This is a genomic window from Mesorhizobium sp. C399B (assembly GCF_030323185.1).
Lineage (GTDB): Bacteria > Pseudomonadota > Alphaproteobacteria > Rhizobiales > Rhizobiaceae > Mesorhizobium.
In genome coordinates, this window is sequence record NZ_CP100472.1 from 697,371 (window position 1) to 713,796 (window position 16,426).

Here is a 16,426-nt window from a genome sequence, read left to right on the forward strand (position 1 = left end):
AAGCCCCCTAGGCCGCCGCGAGCAGGCTGGCATTGCCGCCGGCGGCCGTGGTGTCGACGCAGACAGCGCGTTCATGCGCATAGGCCGCCGGGTTGAGCACCTCGCTGACCAGCGGCACGATCGGCCCGCTGCGGTCGGCAATGACCTTGCGCACGATCCGCGCCGCCTCGGGCCTGCCCGAGAAGGCGACGACATGGACGCGCAGCGAACGCGCTTCGACTGGGTCTGGCCGACCGTCTATGGCCGCCAGCGGCAACCCCTTGCCGGTCAGCGCCGACAGTGCCGCCGGCGCGCTCGGCGCCACGGCCAGCACCGCATTGCCGGCGGCCAGCGCCTGGATCGTCTGGGCAAGCAGCGTGTCGGCGTCCGGACCGAGGCACAGCACCCGGCCACGCGGCGACAGCGACAGCGTGTTGGCCTCGCCGGTCGGTCCGGGCAGGTCGACCTGGCCGAAATCGATGGCGGCTGCAGCGCCGATCGCTGCAGCGCCCTTGCCGCGCAGATGCTTTCTCAAGATGGCGATGCGGTCCGGCCGCGTCGACCAGCCGCCAAGCGTCGGATCGGGCAGATTGTCGGCCAGTTCGGTCGCCGTCACCTTGTGGCCCTCGGCAATCTCCGTGCCCGCCTCCGGCCCCTTGCGGAACCGCCGGAGATAATGCGGCCCGCCGGCCTTCGGCCCGGTGCCCGAAAGCCCCTCGCCGCCAAAGGGCTGCGAGCCGACGACGGCGCCGATCTGGTTGCGGTTGACATAGATGTTGCCGGCATGGATGCCGTCGACGAAATGCTGGACGCGGCCTTCGATGCGGGTGTGCAGGCCGAAGGTCAGGCCATAGCCTTTGCGGTTGATGGCGGCGATGACGGCGTCGATCCCGTCGGCGTCGAAGCTGGCGACATGCAGCACCGGACCGAACACTTCGCGCTCCATCTCCTCGATGCCTTTGACCCGGAACACATGCGGCGCAACGAAGCGGCCATCTTTGGGTGCTTCGAGCTTGGCGATCAGCCGGCCCTGCAGCCCCATTTTGGTGCAATACTCGCGGATCGAGTTCTGCGCCTCGTCATCGATGACCGGCCCAACATCGGTCGAAATCTGCCAGGGATCGCCGATGGTGAGCGCTTCCATGGCGCCCTTCAGCATCTCCAGCATCTTCTTCTCGACATCCTTCTGCACGTAAAGCACGCGCAGCGCCGAGCAGCGCTGGCCCGCACTCTGGAAGGCGGACGCCAGGATGTCGCGCACCGCCTGTTCGGGCAGTGCTGTGGAATCGACAATCATGGCATTGAGACCGCCGGTCTCGGCGATCAGCATGGCGTCGGGCGCAGCTGTCTCGGCCAGTTGCTTCTCGATCAGCTTTGCAACCTCGGTCGAGCCGGTGAAGCAGACGCCGGCAATGCGCGGATCCGCGGTCAGCGGTCCGCCGACCGACGGGCCGTCGCCCGGCAGAAGCTGGATCACATCTTCCGGCACGCCGGCCTCGCGCAGCAGCTCGACGGCGCGGAAGGCGATCAGCGGCGTCTGTTCGGCTGGCTTGGCGATGACCGAATTGCCGGTGACGAGCGCTGCCGCGATCTGGCCGGTGAAGATGGCGAGCGGGAAATTCCACGGCGAAATGCACACGATCGCGCCGCGCGCCTCGGTGCCCGCTTCGTTGTTGGCCGCTTCGGCAGCGTAGTAACGCAGGAAGTCGACGGCTTCGCGCACTTCAGCCACGCCGTCGGCCAGCGACTTGCCGGCTTCCCTTGTAGCCAGCGCGAAAAACTCGACCGCATTGGCCTCATAGAGGTCGGCGGCGCGGTTGAGGATGGCGGCGCGCTCGGCGACGGGACGCTTCGCCCAGGCCGGCTGCGCTTCCACAGCAAAGCGCACCGCGGTCGCGACCTGCTTGGCAGCGGCTTCGGCGACCGTGCCGACGATCTCGGCAGGCTTTGCCGGATTGACCACCGGGCGCTGCTTGCCGTAGCCGGCGGCGCGCGTGATCGGCTTGGCATGCCAGCGCTCGGGCCCGGCAAAGGCCGCCTTGGCCTTGTCGATCGCCGCCAGCGTCACCGGATCGGTGATGTCGAACCCCTTCGAGTTGCGCCGACCAGCGCCGAAGATCGTCGCAGGACGAGCGATTGCCGGATTGGCGGCGGGGCCCTGGCTCTCGACCGTCTCGAGCGGATCGCGCGCAATATCCTCCGGCTCGACGTCCTCGTCGGTGAGCTGATGGACGAAGGAGGAGTTGGCGCCATTCTCCAGCAGGCGGCGAACCAGATAGGCCAAGAGGTCGGAGTGCGCGCCGACCGGCGCATAGATGCGGCAGCGCGTGCCTTCGGCCTGGCGCACCGTCTCATGCAGCGCCTCGCCCATGCCGTGCAGGCGCTGGAATTCGAAAGCGTCACGGTTGTCAGCCATCGACAGGACGGCAGCGACTGTATGGGCGTTGTGCGTGGCGAATTGCGGATAGATGCGGTCGGTCATCGACAGCAACTTCCTGGCGCAGGCCATGTAGGAAACATCGGTGTTGGCCTTGCGGGTGAAGACAGGGTAGCCGGAAAGCCCGAGCGTCTGTGCCCGCTTGATCTCGGTGTCCCAATAGGCGCCCTTGACCAGACGCACCATGATGTTGCGGTCGTACTTTTTCGCCAGCGCATAGAGCCAGTCGATGGTGAAGGCCGCGCGCGGGCCGTAGGCCTGGACGACGACGCCAAAGCCATTCCAGCCGGCAAGCTCCGGCTCGGACAACACACGCTCGATCACATCGAGCGACAGGTCGAGCCGGTCGGCCTCCTCGGCGTCGATGTTGAGGCCCATGCGCGAATGGCGTGCGGCCAGCGCCAGCGACAGCAGCCGCTCCGCCATCACCGGCAGCATCTTTTCCTTCTGTGCCTCTTCGTAGCGCGGATGCAGCGCCGACAGTTTGACCGAGATGCCGTGGTTCTGGCGGATATCGGGACCGTTGGAGCCTGAATCGAGCGAGGAGATCGCATCGGCATAGGCCTTGAGGTAGCGCAGCGCGTCGGCCTCGGTGCGGGCCGCCTCGCCCAGCATGTCGAAGGAATAGAGATAACCTTTCTGGATCATCGACTTGCCGCGCTTGACGGCTTCCGCAATGGTGCGGCCGAGCACGAACTGCTCGCCCATTTCGCGCATGGCGGCGGCGACCGCCTTGCGGATCACCGGTTCGCCCAGCCGGCGAACCATCGAGCGCAGCGTGCCTTCAATGCCGCCCTCGCCCTCGTCGAGCACACGGCCGGTCAGCATCAGCGCCCAGGTCGAGGCGTTGACGAAGATCGAGCTCGAACCGCCCGAATGCGCCGACCAGTCATGCGGTGCGATCTTGTCGGCGATCAGGTCGTCCATAGTCTCGGTGTCAGGCACGCGCAGCAGTGCCTCGGCCAGGCACATGAGCGCCACTCCTTCCTTGGTGGAGAGGCCGTAGGCGGAGAGAAAAACCTCCATCAGCCGCGGGTCGGACGAGCCGCGCACCGCGCGCACCAGATCCGCGGCACGGGCCGAGACGGCTTTGCGGTCATCGGCCGAAAGTTCTGTCGCGGCAGCCAGGCGCTTCACAGCCGCGTCTTCGTCGGGCAGGTAGTTGGCGCGGATCTGCTGGCGGATGGTGTCGAGCGGCATGGCGGTCCTGCGGAGCAAGCATCTGGGAGCGGGCCGGCGGTCGCCGGACCGAATGGCGCAAGCTAGCACAGAGCCGCATTTTCGGCCGGTCCAAAGAAATCGACATGCCAGGCCGAGCGGTCTATCATGCGGCTAAATTGTTATCAGATGGACTGTGATATCCGTGACAGGAGACCAATTGGACCGCATCGACAGAAACATCCTGTCGGCGCTGGCGCGCGACGGGCGGCTGTCCATGTCGGAACTGGCCGGCAAGGTCGGCCTGTCGAAGACGCCGGTGCAGGCGCGGGTGAAGCGCCTGGAGAAGGACGGCTATATCAGGGGCTATCAGGCGATCATCGATCGCGAGCGCATGGGCGAAGGTCATGTCGCCTTCGTCCAGGTCAAACTGTCGGACACACGCTCGGCCGCGCTCGATGCTTTCAATCGCGCGGTGCAGGCCGTGCCGGAGATCGAGCAGTGCCACATGATGGCGTCGAGCTTCGATTATCTTCTGAAGGTCCGCACCACGGACATCGCCGCCTATCGCCGTGTCCTCGGCGAGCGCATCTCGGCATTGCCGCATGTTGCGCAGACTTCAACCTTCGTGGCCATGGAGACGGTGAAGGATCGCTGACTCACTCCGACAGCGTCTTCAAAAACGCCACCAGCGCCGCGCGTTCGCGGTCCGACAGTTGCAGCGGGTGGACCTCGGAGGTGCCCTCGACGCTCGCCTTCGCCTTCGCATAGTGCGCCACCACCTCCTCCAGCGTGGAGAACTGTCCGGCATGCATATAGGGCGGCCGTGTCGCCGCGCCCCGCAGCGACGGCGTCTTGTAGGCGCGCATCAGTTCGGGTGCTGCCTTGACGATGAAGCGCAGCTCGCCGCAGGCGCCGGCGTCGCCATCGCGGAAGGCGCCGAAGCAGTTGAATGGGTCGGCCTGAACCTGGGCCACCGCATCGAAACGGCCGCGATCCAATGGCAAATCCCTGACCGGCGGCACGCCGGTGTTGTGGAAAGCGTTGTCGGTGAAGCGCGGGCCGTTATGGCAGGTGACGCAATTGGCCTTGCCGATGAACAGTTTCAGCCCGAGCATCTCCTCCGGCGAAAAGGCATCGTCGGCTTTCGGCTTGGCGCCTGACGCAAGATCGATGGCAAAGCGGTCAAAGCGCGTCTGTGCCGGTTCGACCGACCGTTCGAAGGCGGCGATCGCCTTGCCGATGTTGGAAAAGACGCGGTTGACGTCGTCCATTTCCGCCGCGGTCATTGCCTTCCATGCCGCCTGCTCGGCCTCGTTGCCGAGCGGGCTGGCGTTGGCCGGCACGGCGGAAAGATCCGGCAGTGGCCCGAAGATGCGCTCGTAGCGCGCACCAAAGCGCTTCTGGATGTAATGGGCGAAGGCGGCGCGGTTCCCCGCCTGCTCAAGCGGGTTTTCCAGCGGCGTCAGCGCCTGCGCCCACAGGCTGTCGCGCCGTCCATCCCAGAAGAACCACGGATTGCGGGCAATGCCGGCCAGCGGCATCGAGCGCCTGTTGGTTCGGCCGACGCCGACGGATTGCGGCAGGTCATCCTGGAACTGCCGGTCGATCTTGTGGCAGGTCGAGCAGGATACGTTCCCGTCACGGCTCATCCCCTGGTCGAAGAACAGAGTGGAGCCCAAGGCGGCGGCGGCCGGCACGTCGGCGAAGCGGTTGGTGGTGTCTGGTTTGAGCGCCGGCAAGGTGTTCAGCGCCAGCGAAGCGATGGTCTTCTTCTCGGCATCGGAAAAGTCCGGCTTGCCGCAGCCGGCAACGAGCAAAACCGCAGCCAAGGCCAGAAGGCGCAACAGGCGGTTCATCCGCTCACAGCACCACATTGAAGACGACCGTGTCGGAACCGGCCGCCGCCGAAATGGCGAAGCGCAACTGCCACACGCCGCTCATGGTGAATTTCAGCCCCTCGATCCGGTAGCGCCCCTCGCCAAGATAGTCGGTCGCCTGCGGACTGGTCGGCAAGCCGTGATTGTGCTGCGGCATGCCGCCGGACACCGAGATCGCCGCACCTTCCACGGAATCGCCGTTGACCGTCTTCAGGGTCAGCAACCAGGATTGCAGTTCGCCTTGCCGGATAACGCCGCGTTCCGGCTGAATGCTGGCGACAAACAAGCCGTTCGCCGTCTTCTTCGAGCGCGAAACATCGGGGCCCGGCGCCGACTGCGGCGCGGTCAGATAGACGATCGCCAATATGCCAGCCAGCAAGGCGGCCAGACCAACGCCCGCAAGAAGATAACGCCATATCGATGCCAAACCGGTTCCTCTTCTGGGCATAACGTCTCGGGAAGCAATTCGCGTCCCGCCGCTTCTGTGGGAAAACGCTTCTGGCGCAAAAAACCGCCGCCGCCAAGCATGGCGCTGCCGGCCGCAAAAAGCTACAGCAGCGAACTGATCCGGAGACAGATACATGGCAGCAGACGGCGTCGCTTCGATCGGTGAATGCATGCTCGAACTGTCCGGCCAGGCCGGGCCGAACTGGCGCATGGGCTTTGCCGGCGACACGTTCAACACGCTGTGGGCGCTGCATGCGCTGAGCGGCAAGCGGCCGGCGACCTATGTCTCGGCCTTCGGCGACGATCCCTTCTCGCAGGGCCAGATTTCGTTCTTCGCCGAAAACGGCATCGGCATCGGCGCCAGCCCGGTCATCCCAGGCGCGCGGCCCGGCCTCTACGCCATCACCTTGACCGGCGCCGAACGCGCCTTCACCTATTGGCGCAGCGACGCGGCGGCCAGGCGGCTTGCCTCGGACCCGGCCGCCTTGGCAAAAAGCCTTGAAAACCAGGCGCTTGTGTATTTTTCCGGAATCACTTTGGCAATTCTGGATGCCGCCGCGCGCAAGACGTTGCTGGCAGAAGTGGCCAAGGCGCGGGCCGCCGGTTCGCTCGTCGCCTTCGACCCCAACTACCGGCCGCGCCTGTGGCAGAGCCGCGAGGAGGCGCAAGCCGCGATACTCGACGCGCTTGCCGTCGCCGACATCGCGCTGCCGACCTTTCCCGACGAGCAGATGCTGTTTGGCGACTCGGCACCGCAAGCGACCGCCGAACGGTTCGGAAAACTCGTCGGCGAAGTCGTCGTCAAGAATGGCGAGAAGCCCGCGCTGATCGCCACTGGCGGAGCCCTGCAGCCGGTTCCGGCCCAGCATGTCGCCACCCCGGTCGACACCACCGGCGCCGGCGATTCCTTCAATGGCGGCTATCTCGCCGCCCGGCTTGCCGGCCATGCCCCGGCGGATGCCGTGCAGCGCGCGCATCGCGTCGCCGCCGCTGTCGTGCAGGTGCGAGGCGCGCTGGCGCCGTTCGAGGTTCTAAGAACCGCTTTCGAGGGCTAGTCTAAGACCTTAGGGAAGCCTGAAACGATATTCCGTCACCTGATGATAGATCTGGCCCGGCCACAGCGTGGCCTGCGGGAAATAGGGCCGGTTCGGCGCGTCGGGCCAGGTCTGCGCTTCCAGGCAAAAGCCGGAAAACGCCTTGTAGCGCCGTCCGTCCAGGCCGCCCGAGGTCGGCGCGACATACTGGCCGGTGTAAAGCTGCAGGCCCGGCTCGGTGGTCCAGACTTCCATCTCGACGCCGGAATTGGCGCCTTGCGCCCACGCCACCTGGTGAAGCGGGCCCCGGGCTGACGCCAGGCAGAAATTGACGTCGTAGGGAAGCTGCTCGCCTTCCGTTTCCATCCGCAGCGGCCGCGCCTGGCGGAAGTCGAAGGGCGTGCCGTCGACAGGTTTGACGACGCCGGTCGGGATCATCTCGCCATCGACAGGCGTATAGGCGCCGGCGTTCAGCATCAGCCGGTGGTCGAGAATGTCGCCGGCGCCGCCATCGTCGAGATTGAAATAGGAATGCTGCGCCAGATTGCACAGCGTCGGCTCCTCGCAGGTGGCGGTCAGTTCCATCGAGAGCGTGCCGGGAATCTTCAGCCGGTAGGTGCAGGTGACGTCGAGCGCGCCGGGAAAGCCCATCGTGCCCTCAGGATCGTGCAGGGTCAGGGTGACAAAATCCCGGCCGTGCAGCGAAACCGTCCACGGCCGATGGAAGAAGCCCTCCGAGCCGCCATGCAGCGTGTGCTTGCCGAGGAAATTGCGCTCGGTCTGGTAGCGCTGGCCGGCAATGGTGAAGCGGCCGTCGCGGATGCGGTTGGCATAGCGGCCGACGACCGCGCCGAAGAAGGCCCGGTCAGTCTCGTAAGGCTCGAAGCGATCGTAGCCCAGCACCAGCGGCGCGTCGTGCCCGGCGAGCCGCAGATCCTGGATGATTGCGCCGAGCCCGATGATGTTGGCGCTGACGCCGCCGCCCCGGATGGTGAAACGGCGAACGGGTTCGCCTGCCTGCGTCGTGCCGAAGACTTCGCCGTCCTTCATCGCTATGTCCAAATGCTAATTCATCGATCTGTCGACTTAGAGCAATTCCAGGAAAAGTGTGAAACGGTTTTCCGTCCGGAATTGCAAAAAACAAAGAACTGGAGCGGTTCGGCGTTTCCGTGAAACGCTGAACCGCTCCAGTCCGGCTGAATGTCGTCTGGCAAGGGCAGGCGCGCGGCCTGCCCTGCCCGTGAATGATTTAGAGGCCGAGACCCCCGATGCAGACATATTTGGTGTCGAGATAATCCTCGATGCCCTGATGTCCGCCTTCCTTGCCGAGGCCCGATTCCTTGACGCCGCCGAACGGCGCTTCCGGCGTGGTGATCAGGCCTTCATTGACGCCGACCATGCCGTATTTCAGGCCTTCCATGACCCGGAAGGCGCGGCCGAGGTCGCCGGTGTAGAAATAGGCGGCCAGGCCGAACTCGGTGTCGTTGGCGAGCGCAATGGCTTCCTCCTCGGTCTCGAACTTGAACACCGGGGCGATCGGGCCAAAAATCTCTTCCTTCATGAAGCGCATGTCGGGCTTCGCATCGGCGATGACGGTCGGCTGGAAGAATGAGCCGCCAAGCGCGTGGCGCTTGCCGCCGGCAACGACCTTGCCGCCCTTCGACGTGGCGTCGGCGATGAATTCCTCGACCTTCTCGACCGCCTTCACGTCGATCAGCGGTCCCTGCTGCACGCCCTCTTCCAGGCCCGAGCCAACCTTCAGCGCATTGCTGGCAGCGGCCAGCTTCTCGACAAACTTGTCGTAGATGCCGGCCTGCACCAGGAAGCGGTTGGTGCACACGCAGGTCTGGCCTGAATTGCGGTATTTGGCGGTGATGGCGCCGGCGACGGCGCGATCGAGGTCGGCATCGTCGAAGACCAGGAACGGCGCATTGCCGCCGAGTTCCATCGAGACCTTCTTGACGGTGACGGACGACTTCTGAATCAGCAGCTTGCCGATCTCGGTCGAGCCGGTGAAGGTGATCTTCGACACCAGCGGATTGGCGCAGATCTCGTCGCCGATTTCGCCGGCAGCACCCGTCAGGATGTTGATGACGCCCTTGGGGAAGCCGACTTCCTCGGCGAGCGCGCCCCATGCAAGGCCGGAATACGGCGTCTGCGAGGCCGGCTTGACCACGGCGGTGCAGCCGGCGGCAAGCGCGGGGCCAAGCTTGCGGGCAAGCATCGAGGAGGGGAAATTCCACGGCGTGATGGCGGCAATGACGCCGACCGGCTCCTTGGTCACCAGGATGCGGCGATCGCCCCATGGCGATGGCACGACATCGCCATAGGTGCGGCGGCCTTCCTCGGCAAACCACATGATATAGGCGGCGGCCGAACCGATCTCGCCCTTGGATTCGGCGAGCGACTTGCCCTGCTCGATGGTGAGCAGTTCGGCCAGCACATCCTGATTGTCCATCATCGCGTCATGCAGCTTGCGCAACAGCTTCGAGCGCTCGAGCGCGGTCGTCTTGCGCCAGGTCTTGAAGGCTTCGCTTGCGGCTTCGATGGCGCGGCGGGTTTCCGCCTTGCCCGACTTCGGCACGGTGCCGATCTTGAGACCGGTGGCCGGGTTGTTGACGTCGACCGTCTGGCCGCTGTCGGCCTGCACCCATTCGCCGTTGATGAGATTGGCCTGGCGCATGAAATGGCTGGTTTTCTGCAGCATGGTCTAGCCTCCGTTCGGCGCACTGACGGGCCGGTTTCCTGGATCTCTTGAACGAGCGTGCACAATGGCGGCGGAGCCGACACGCTGAAGCCACTGCTCTTTACCTAGGGCAAGCCCGGCAAGCAATTGCAAGATGGCATATAGGCTTTGGGCCAGCCCAACGCCAGAGAAAATTCACATGTAAATTAGTTTGGGCCGCAGCCTTGTCAAAGACCAGCCTTGCCAAAGACCAGCCTTACAGAAGACCAAGCCTACCCAAAGACATGCACCACCACCGTCAGCCAAAAGGCGGTTGTAACAACCGCGCTTGCCGTGGCGATGGTCATCTGGTTCGACGCCAGCGCCTGGCCGGTGTTGAACTGCACGGCGATGAGATAGGAATTGATGCCGGACGGCAGCGCCGCCACCACGACCGCCACTTTGGCCGTCAAGGGCGGCAGGCCAAACAGCCAGACCAGGCCGAGCACCAGCGCCGGCATCAGGAACAGTTTCAGCGTCGACAGCGCCAGCGCCGGTCGGATGTTACCGGAAATGCCGAAACGGCGCAGGCTGAGCCCCATGGCGAACAGCGCCACCGGCCCGGCGGTGTTAGCCAGCGCATCGGCCAGTCGCATGGCAAGGTTCGGCAGCGGCGCGCCGGTGAGGCGCCATGCCAGCCCGGCCAGGATGCCGATGATCAACGGATTGGTGAACAGTCTTCTCAGAAAGCTCTGGATGATGCGCAGCGGGTGTACGGGCTCGCTGCCGCCGCGGCCAAATATCTCGAACATGATGATCGAAGCCATCATCATGGTCGGCAGATGCACGGAAACGAGCAGCGACAGCACTTCGAATCCGCTGGACCCGAATACGCCGAGAACGAAGGGAATGCCCAGCAACACCACATTCGAGAAGGATGACGACACTCCACCGACGATGCCGGTGCGCGCGTCCCGCCCGAAGATCCGTGTCGTCACCAGATGGCCGGCGGCCCATGTCATTGCAACCGCCGCGAAATAAGCACCCCACAGCGACCAGGGCGCCACGCCGTGGAAATCCGAATTCACCATCGTCCGAAACAGCAGCAGCGGCATCGCCACGTTGATGGCGAACTCGGCGATACCCTCGCCGCTCGCCGGCTTTAGATAGCCGGTGAGCCCGGCGAGATAGCCGAGCGCGACAAGGCTGAAGACGAAAAGAACGGTTTCCGTGAGCGGCGACATTTTTCAGGGATAGGCGAGCCCGGATTGCAGTGCAATCGCCCTGATCTTCAGAAATCGATCCTCGATCCGGCCGGCGCCTGAATTTGATCATGGTCGGGTGACAGCGCTATACAGGCTTGGGATCATTAGGGCGGACACAAAGAATGGTCGCGACGCCGAAACAGCGTCATTTCAGACGGGAGTGGCTGGTCAGACAGGGGTGGCTGGTCAGACAGGGGTGGCTGGCGGGTTTCGTCGTTATACTGCTTTGCCTTGGCGTATCTGAGGCCCAGGCCGCCGAGACCAAAAGTCTCAAGGGCGTGGCGCTGATCATCGGCCAGTCGAAATACGAACACATCGCAGCCCTTGCCAACCCGGCCAACGACGCCCGCGACATGGCCAAGATGCTGACCGACCTCGGCTTCGACGCCCGCAACGTCACCGATCGCGATGCCGCCAAGCTGAAGCGCGATCTCGATCGGTTTGTCGAGGACGCCGAAGGCGCCGACGTAGCCTTCATCTATTATTCCGGCCACGGCATCGAGGCCGGCGGCGAGAACTATCTGGTGCCGGTCGACGCCGACGTCTCGTCGTTGAAAAATGCTGGTGAGGCGCTGGTGCCGATTTCAGCCGTCATGGACGAGCTGAAAAAGACCATGCCGGTGACGATCGTGCTGCTTGACGCCTGCCGCACCAACCCGTTTCCGCCGGACGCGGTCGTGCGACGCGGGCCGACGGCTTCCGCCGAGCCCGTCGGCGCCGGCGGGCTGGAACCGGTGCGCGGCGCAAAAGCCCTCGCCGATGCCTCAGTGGATGATGCCAGCCTGGGAACCGTGGTCGGCTTCGCCGCCGAGCCGGGCCGACCGGCGCTCGATGGCGTCGCCGGCGAAAACAGCCCCTACGCCGCCGCCCTGCTGCGCCACCTCACCGCGATGAAAGGCACCGAGTTCGGCTCGGTCATGCGCATGGTAACCGAGGAGGTCTATCTCGACACCAAGGCAAAGCAGCGCCCCTGGGTCAGCGAGAGCCTGCGTCGCCTGCTCTATTTCGGCGTCGCGCCGCCCGAACCGACCGGCGACGACGGGCTGATCACCGGCGAGAGGCGGCAATTGCTGCTGACCATTTCCGACCTGCCCGATCCCAAACGGGCTCAGGTGGAGTTGGCTTCTCTCCAGGACGGCGTGCCCCTTGACGCGCTCTACGGCGTGCTCAAGGCGCTCGGCACGGAAAAGATCCCTGAGGATCCCAACGACCTGCAGAAGGTGCTGGACAGCCAGGCCGAGCGTCTGAAGAAGATGATGGCCGAGCGCGCCGCATTACGCACCGACGATCCCGAGATCAGTCGCCTGGTCGCATCCGCCGACAAGGCCATAGGCCAGGGCGCCATGGTGACGGCGCGCAAATTCCTCGACGACGCGGTCGGCCGGATCGAGGAAAACAGCGGTGCGGTGGATGAGGCCGAGGACCTGCTCCGGCAAAAGCGCATCGCCGACGCCGCCATCTATGCCAAACGCGCCGACGCCGCCGCGCTGGTCTTCGACTACAAATCCGCCGCCACCGACTACGCCAAGGCGTTTTCGCTGGTCGAGAAGTGGGACGAAAAGCTGCGCTGGAACTACAAGAACCAGGAGGCCGAGGCGCTGAACGCTTATGGCTACGCCACCGGCGACCTCGATGCACTACAACAGTCCATCGAGGCCTATCATGTCATCTTGAACTTCATTCCCAATGGCGAACAGAACCGCGATTGGGCAATCACTCGCAACAACATGGCGGTCGTGCTGCAAACCATCGGCGAACGCGAAACCGAGACCGCGCATCTGGAAGAGGCAGCGCAGATCTTCCGCGGTTCGCTTGCCGTTTTCGAGCGCGAGAAAGATGATCGCAACTGGGCCGCTGCGCAGAACAACCTGGCCAATGTGCTGCTGAAGATCGGGGAACGCGAAAGCGACCCCAAGCGCCTGAACGATGCGGTGGCGGCAATGCGCGCCACGCTGGAGAGGCGCCCGCGCGACAAGCTGCCTTTGGACTGGGCCTCTTCGCAGAACAATCTTGGCCTCGCCCTCTATGCGCTCTCCGAACGCGAACCCACCGGCGAGCATCTTAAGCAGGCCGAAGCCGCCTACCGGCTGGCGCTTGAGGAATACACGCGCGAAAAAGCGCCGGTAGAATGGGCGATGATCGAGAACAATCTCGGCAACACGCTGGTCACCCTTGGCATCCAGCTCAACGATAAGGCCAAGATCAATGAGGCGGCCAACGCTTTCCGCGCCGCGCTGGAAGTGCGAACCCGCGAAACCTTCCCGGTGTCCTGGGCGACCAGCCGCCTCAACCTGGGCAATGCGCTGAGCGGTATCGCCCGCTTCGATATGGGCACGGCTACGCTGGAAGAAGCTGCAGCTGCCTACAACGACGCTCTGACGGTGTTTACCCGCAAGCGCTTCCCGATGGACTGGGCGTCAGCCCAGAACAATCTTGGATCGATCTATCAGACCCTTGGTCAGCGCACCCGTGATGCGGCCAAGCTGGAACAGTCGGCGGCAGCCTTCCAGGCGGCACGGCAGGTCTATGTCAGGCGGAAGTTCCCGCAGGACTGGGCGATGAGCTACTACAATCTCGGCAACACGCTGCAGCTTCTCGGCGGCGTCACCGACAAGCCCGAGCATTACAGCGAGGCGGTCGACGCCTACGGCAATGCGTTGCGCGAGTACAAGCGCGAGACGAACCCGCGGCAATGGGCAATGGCCCAGGCCGGCCTGGGCTCGACGCTGCACTGGTTGAGCATGAGCAATGGCGATGCCAAGACGCTGCAGGATTCGATTGCGGCGCGGCGGGCAGCGCTCGAAATACTCACCATCGAGGCCGCGCCGGTCGACTGGGCCAACGCTCAAAATGGCATCGGTATGAGCCTGCTCAATCTCGGCAATCTCCAGCGGACCGACAAATATCTCAACGACGCCGAAGCGGCGTTCACGGCGGCGCTGAAGGTGTTTACGCGCGAAAGTCAGCCGCTGCAGTGGGCCTTCGAGCAGAACAATATCGGCGACGTCCACTGGAACCGCGCCAGCTATGGCGCGGGCAAGCCGGAATATCTCAAGGCGATCGAATTCTTCGAGAACGCCAAGCAGGGCTTCACCGAAGCCGGCTACACGATCCCTATCCCGCTCACCGATCAGAAGATCGAGCTGGCGAAGAAGCAAATGGCGAAAATGTGAAGCGAACCGAGGGTTCGCCTTTCGCTTGTCTTTGTGCCGGCTTTCCGATCCCTATATCAGAATGACCGGAGCGGCATCAGGCTCCCGGAAAAGGTTTCGATGATTCGATTTGTGCTGTCGCTGTTCCTGCTTGCTGTTCCCGCCGTCGCCCACGCGACCGACGCCGGCTGGGCGCTGCTGCGTGACGGCGGCCATGTCGTGCTGCTTCGCCACGCGCTGGTCACCGGCACCACCGACCCCGCCAATTTCGTCATCGACAACTGCGCCACCCAGGTCAACCTATCGGCGCGCGGCAAGCAGCAGGCGAGCAAGATCGGCGCCTTGTTCGGCGCCCGCGCCGCCCCCATCGAGCGGGTGCTGTCCAGCCGCTATTGCCGCTGCCTCGACACTGCCCGCATCGCCTTCGAGGCGGAGCCGGAGCTTTTTGCGCCGCTCGACCTCCTGAGGAGCGATCCGACCGAGAAGGCCGCGCAGCTCGACGCGGTGATGAAGGAAATCCGCGCCTACACCGGTTCCGACAATCTGGTCATGGTCACGCATCTCGAAAACATCGTCGCGCTGACCGGCGTCTCGCCGCGCGAGGGCGAAGCGGTGGTGGTCGAGCCGCAGGGCGATGGCTTGCGCGTGCTCGGCCGCGTCACGTTCTGAGAAAGCCAGTGGTCAAGCTCCGTGAAAACTGAGCTGACGTAACGTCAACTGGGAGGGCCGCCGGCTTGTCGGGCGGCCCTTCTTGTCTTTATGGGAAGGCCATCCCATCTGCGCCCGGCGCATCAGGCCTTTTCCTGCCGGGAAAAACCGATTAGACAGCGCCCAAACCAGATGCGGACAGATTCCGCCCGCAACCGAAGGAAGAGCCCTTGTCCACCACGTTCGACAAAGTCGCCAAGATCATTGCCGACACCAGCGAGATCGACATCGATACCATCACTCCCGAGAGCCACACGATCGACGATCTCGGCATCGACAGTCTCGATTTCCTCGATATCGTCTTTGCCATCGACAAGGAATTCGGCATCAAGGTGCCGCTGGAAAAGTGGACCCAGGAAGTCAATGACGGCAAGGCTTCGACCGACGATTACTTCGTCATGAAGAACCTGTGCGCCAAGATCGACGCGCTGGTCGCCGCCAAGACCGCCTGATATCGGCAAGCGCGCGGCCTTGACGGGCTGCGCCGCCTGACCCACAAAGCCGCTCATGAGCAGCCCTCGCGACGTCGTCATCACCGGTATCGGCCTTGTCTCCTCGCTGGGAGAGGGTCCGGATACCCACTGGCAGAAGCTGGCGCAGCCGGGCCTGGAGCCGGTGCTCGAAGCCGCGCGCTTTGGGCCCTACACCGTGCATCCCCTGCCGGAGATCGACTGGAACCTGCAGATCGCCAAGCGCGGCGACCAGCGGCAGATGGAAACCTGGCAGCGGCTGGGCACCTATGCCGCCGGCATGGCGCTGGACGACGCCGGCATCAAGGGCAATGACGAACTCTGCACGACCATGGACATGGTTGTCGCTGCCGGCGGCGGCGAGCGGGACGAGGCGGTCGATGCCGCCATCCTCGCCGCGTCCGAGAGCCGCAACGACCGCGACGTGCTGCTCAACGAGAAGCTGACCACCGAATTGCGGCCGACGCTTTTCCTGGCCCAGCTCTCCAATCTGCTCGCCGGCAACATCTCCATCGTCCACAAGGTGACGGGATCGTCGAGGACCTTCATGGGCGAGGAAGGTGCCGGCGTCGCCGCCGTCGAGACCGCCGCGGCGCGCATCCGCTCCGGACAGTCGACCCACATACTGGTAGGTGGCGCCTTCCAGACCGAACATTCCGACATGCTGCTCGGCTATGAATTGGCCGGCTATCTGCATCGCGGCCCATGGAAGCCGGTCTGGCAGAGACAGGGCGCCGAGGGCGGCGGCCTGGTCTCCGGCTCCGGCGGCGCGTTCCTGGTGCTGGAGCAGCGCGAACACGCGCAAAGCCGTGGGCGGAAAATCTATGCCGAGCTCGGACCGGTCGTCTCAGGCCGCGCCCGGCGCTCGCGCGGCGAGCTTGACGCCGAGATCGCGACACTGCTCAAACAGGCAACTCTCCCAAGCGGCAAGCTGCTTGCCCTGTCGGGCGCCTCCGGCGCGCATACCGCAACGTCAGCCGAAAAGTCAGCGCTGGATGCCAATCCGGCGATATCGGCGCGCGGCTTCGCCACGCTGACCGGGCATATGAAGGAAGCGCAGTTTCCATTCGCGGTCGCCCTCGCCGCCCTGGCCGTTGACCGCAAGGCCGCCTACCCAGTATTCGACGCCGCGGCCGAGAAGCCGTTCGAAGGCATTCCCGAAACCGTGCTCGCAACGGCGATCGGCTATCACCAATTCGAGGGCATGGCTCTGGTCAACGCTGCTGCTTGA

Annotated in this window: 12 protein-coding genes; 6 read left to right on the top strand and 6 right to left on the bottom strand. The window is 64.5% G+C overall.

Annotated elements, in window-relative coordinates:
• Positions 1 to 7 precede the first annotated feature (7 nt).
• Entirely contained in the window at positions 8 to 3,616 is a 3,609-nt protein-coding gene (gene putA, locus NLY36_RS03445) for a bifunctional proline dehydrogenase/L-glutamate gamma-semialdehyde dehydrogenase PutA (protein ID WP_023735259.1), read from the bottom strand.
• A gap of 163 nt (positions 3,617 to 3,779) precedes the next feature.
• On the opposite strand from putA, the gene NLY36_RS03450 reads away from it, so the two are divergent.
• Positions 3,780 to 4,232 carry an Lrp/AsnC family transcriptional regulator gene (locus NLY36_RS03450; protein ID WP_023688158.1) on the top strand — a complete coding sequence of 151 codons (453 nt, stop codon included), beginning with the start codon at positions 3,780 to 3,782 and terminating at the stop codon, positions 4,230 to 4,232.
• 1 nt (position 4,233) lies between these two features.
• On the opposite strand, the gene NLY36_RS03455 is transcribed toward NLY36_RS03450, so the two are convergent.
• Both NLY36_RS03455 and NLY36_RS03460 read right to left on the bottom strand, forming a co-directional pair.
• Positions 4,234 to 5,433 (bottom strand): cytochrome-c peroxidase, encoded by a 1,200-nt coding sequence (locus tag NLY36_RS03455; RefSeq protein ID WP_023735258.1) that lies wholly within the window; start codon positions 5,431 to 5,433, stop codon positions 4,234 to 4,236.
• Between the two features lie 4 nt (positions 5,434 to 5,437).
• Positions 5,438 to 5,881 carry a FixH family protein gene (locus tag NLY36_RS03460; RefSeq protein ID WP_023735257.1) on the bottom strand — a complete coding sequence of 148 codons (444 nt, stop codon included), beginning with the start codon at positions 5,879 to 5,881 and terminating at the stop codon, positions 5,438 to 5,440.
• A 154-nt stretch (positions 5,882 to 6,035) separates the two neighbouring features.
• Between NLY36_RS03460 and NLY36_RS03465 the strand changes: the two genes are divergently transcribed.
• Positions 6,036 to 6,956 carry a sugar kinase gene (locus NLY36_RS03465; protein WP_023735256.1) on the top strand — a complete coding sequence of 307 codons (921 nt, stop codon included), beginning with the start codon at positions 6,036 to 6,038 and terminating at the stop codon, positions 6,954 to 6,956.
• A 9-nt stretch (positions 6,957 to 6,965) separates the two neighbouring features.
• Here the strand turns inward: NLY36_RS03465 and NLY36_RS03470 are convergent, their stop codons facing one another.
• From NLY36_RS03470 to NLY36_RS03480, 3 genes are all read right to left on the bottom strand, one after another.
• A complete protein-coding gene (locus tag NLY36_RS03470; RefSeq protein WP_023681740.1) occupies positions 6,966 to 7,991 on the bottom strand; it encodes an aldose epimerase family protein in 1,026 nt (341 codons plus the stop codon).
• A gap of 193 nt (positions 7,992 to 8,184) precedes the next feature.
• A complete protein-coding gene (locus tag NLY36_RS03475) occupies positions 8,185 to 9,642 on the bottom strand; it encodes an NAD-dependent succinate-semialdehyde dehydrogenase (RefSeq protein ID WP_023670445.1) in 1,458 nt (485 codons plus the stop codon).
• 251 nt (positions 9,643 to 9,893) lie between these two features.
• A complete protein-coding gene (locus tag NLY36_RS03480) occupies positions 9,894 to 10,844 on the bottom strand; it encodes an AEC family transporter (RefSeq protein WP_023735255.1) in 951 nt (316 codons plus the stop codon).
• 143 nt (positions 10,845 to 10,987) lie between these two features.
• On the opposite strand from NLY36_RS03480, the gene NLY36_RS03485 reads away from it, so the two are divergent.
• The 4 genes from NLY36_RS03485 (at position 10,988) to NLY36_RS03500 (ending at position 16,426) form a co-directional block, all read left to right on the top strand.
• On the top strand, positions 10,988 to 14,038 hold the full coding sequence (locus tag NLY36_RS03485; protein ID WP_023735254.1) for a caspase family protein: 3,051 nt from the start codon (positions 10,988 to 10,990) through the stop codon (positions 14,036 to 14,038).
• Positions 14,039 to 14,137: 99 nt separating this feature from the next.
• Positions 14,138 to 14,686, top strand: coding sequence for a histidine phosphatase family protein (locus tag NLY36_RS03490; RefSeq protein WP_023670442.1), 549 nt, complete (start codon positions 14,138 to 14,140; stop codon positions 14,684 to 14,686).
• Positions 14,687 to 14,895: 209 nt separating this feature from the next.
• The gene (locus NLY36_RS03495) at positions 14,896 to 15,177 is read left to right on the top strand and encodes an acyl carrier protein (RefSeq protein ID WP_010909964.1); all 282 of its coding nucleotides are present in this window, start codon (positions 14,896 to 14,898) and stop codon (positions 15,175 to 15,177) included.
• A gap of 55 nt (positions 15,178 to 15,232) precedes the next feature.
• A complete protein-coding gene (locus NLY36_RS03500; RefSeq protein WP_023735253.1) occupies positions 15,233 to 16,426 on the top strand; it encodes a beta-ketoacyl-ACP synthase in 1,194 nt (397 codons plus the stop codon).

Coding starts and splice junctions, on each gene's coding strand:
- putA (WP_023735259.1), bottom strand. CDS start 3,616: ATGCCGCTCGACACCATCCGCCAGCAGATCCGCGCCAACTACCTGCCC.
- NLY36_RS03500 (WP_023735253.1), top strand. CDS start 15,233: ATGAGCAGCCCTCGCGACGTCGTCATCACCGGTATCGGCCTTGTCTCC.
- NLY36_RS03490 (WP_023670442.1), top strand. CDS start 14,138: ATGATTCGATTTGTGCTGTCGCTGTTCCTGCTTGCTGTTCCCGCCGTC.
- NLY36_RS03480 (WP_023735255.1), bottom strand. CDS start 10,844: ATGTCGCCGCTCACGGAAACCGTTCTTTTCGTCTTCAGCCTTGTCGCG.
- NLY36_RS03465 (WP_023735256.1), top strand. CDS start 6,036: ATGGCAGCAGACGGCGTCGCTTCGATCGGTGAATGCATGCTCGAACTG.
- NLY36_RS03485 (WP_023735254.1), top strand. CDS start 10,988: ATGGTCGCGACGCCGAAACAGCGTCATTTCAGACGGGAGTGGCTGGTC.
- NLY36_RS03475 (WP_023670445.1), bottom strand. CDS start 9,642: ATGCTGCAGAAAACCAGCCATTTCATGCGCCAGGCCAATCTCATCAAC.
- NLY36_RS03455 (WP_023735258.1), bottom strand. CDS start 5,433: ATGAACCGCCTGTTGCGCCTTCTGGCCTTGGCTGCGGTTTTGCTCGTT.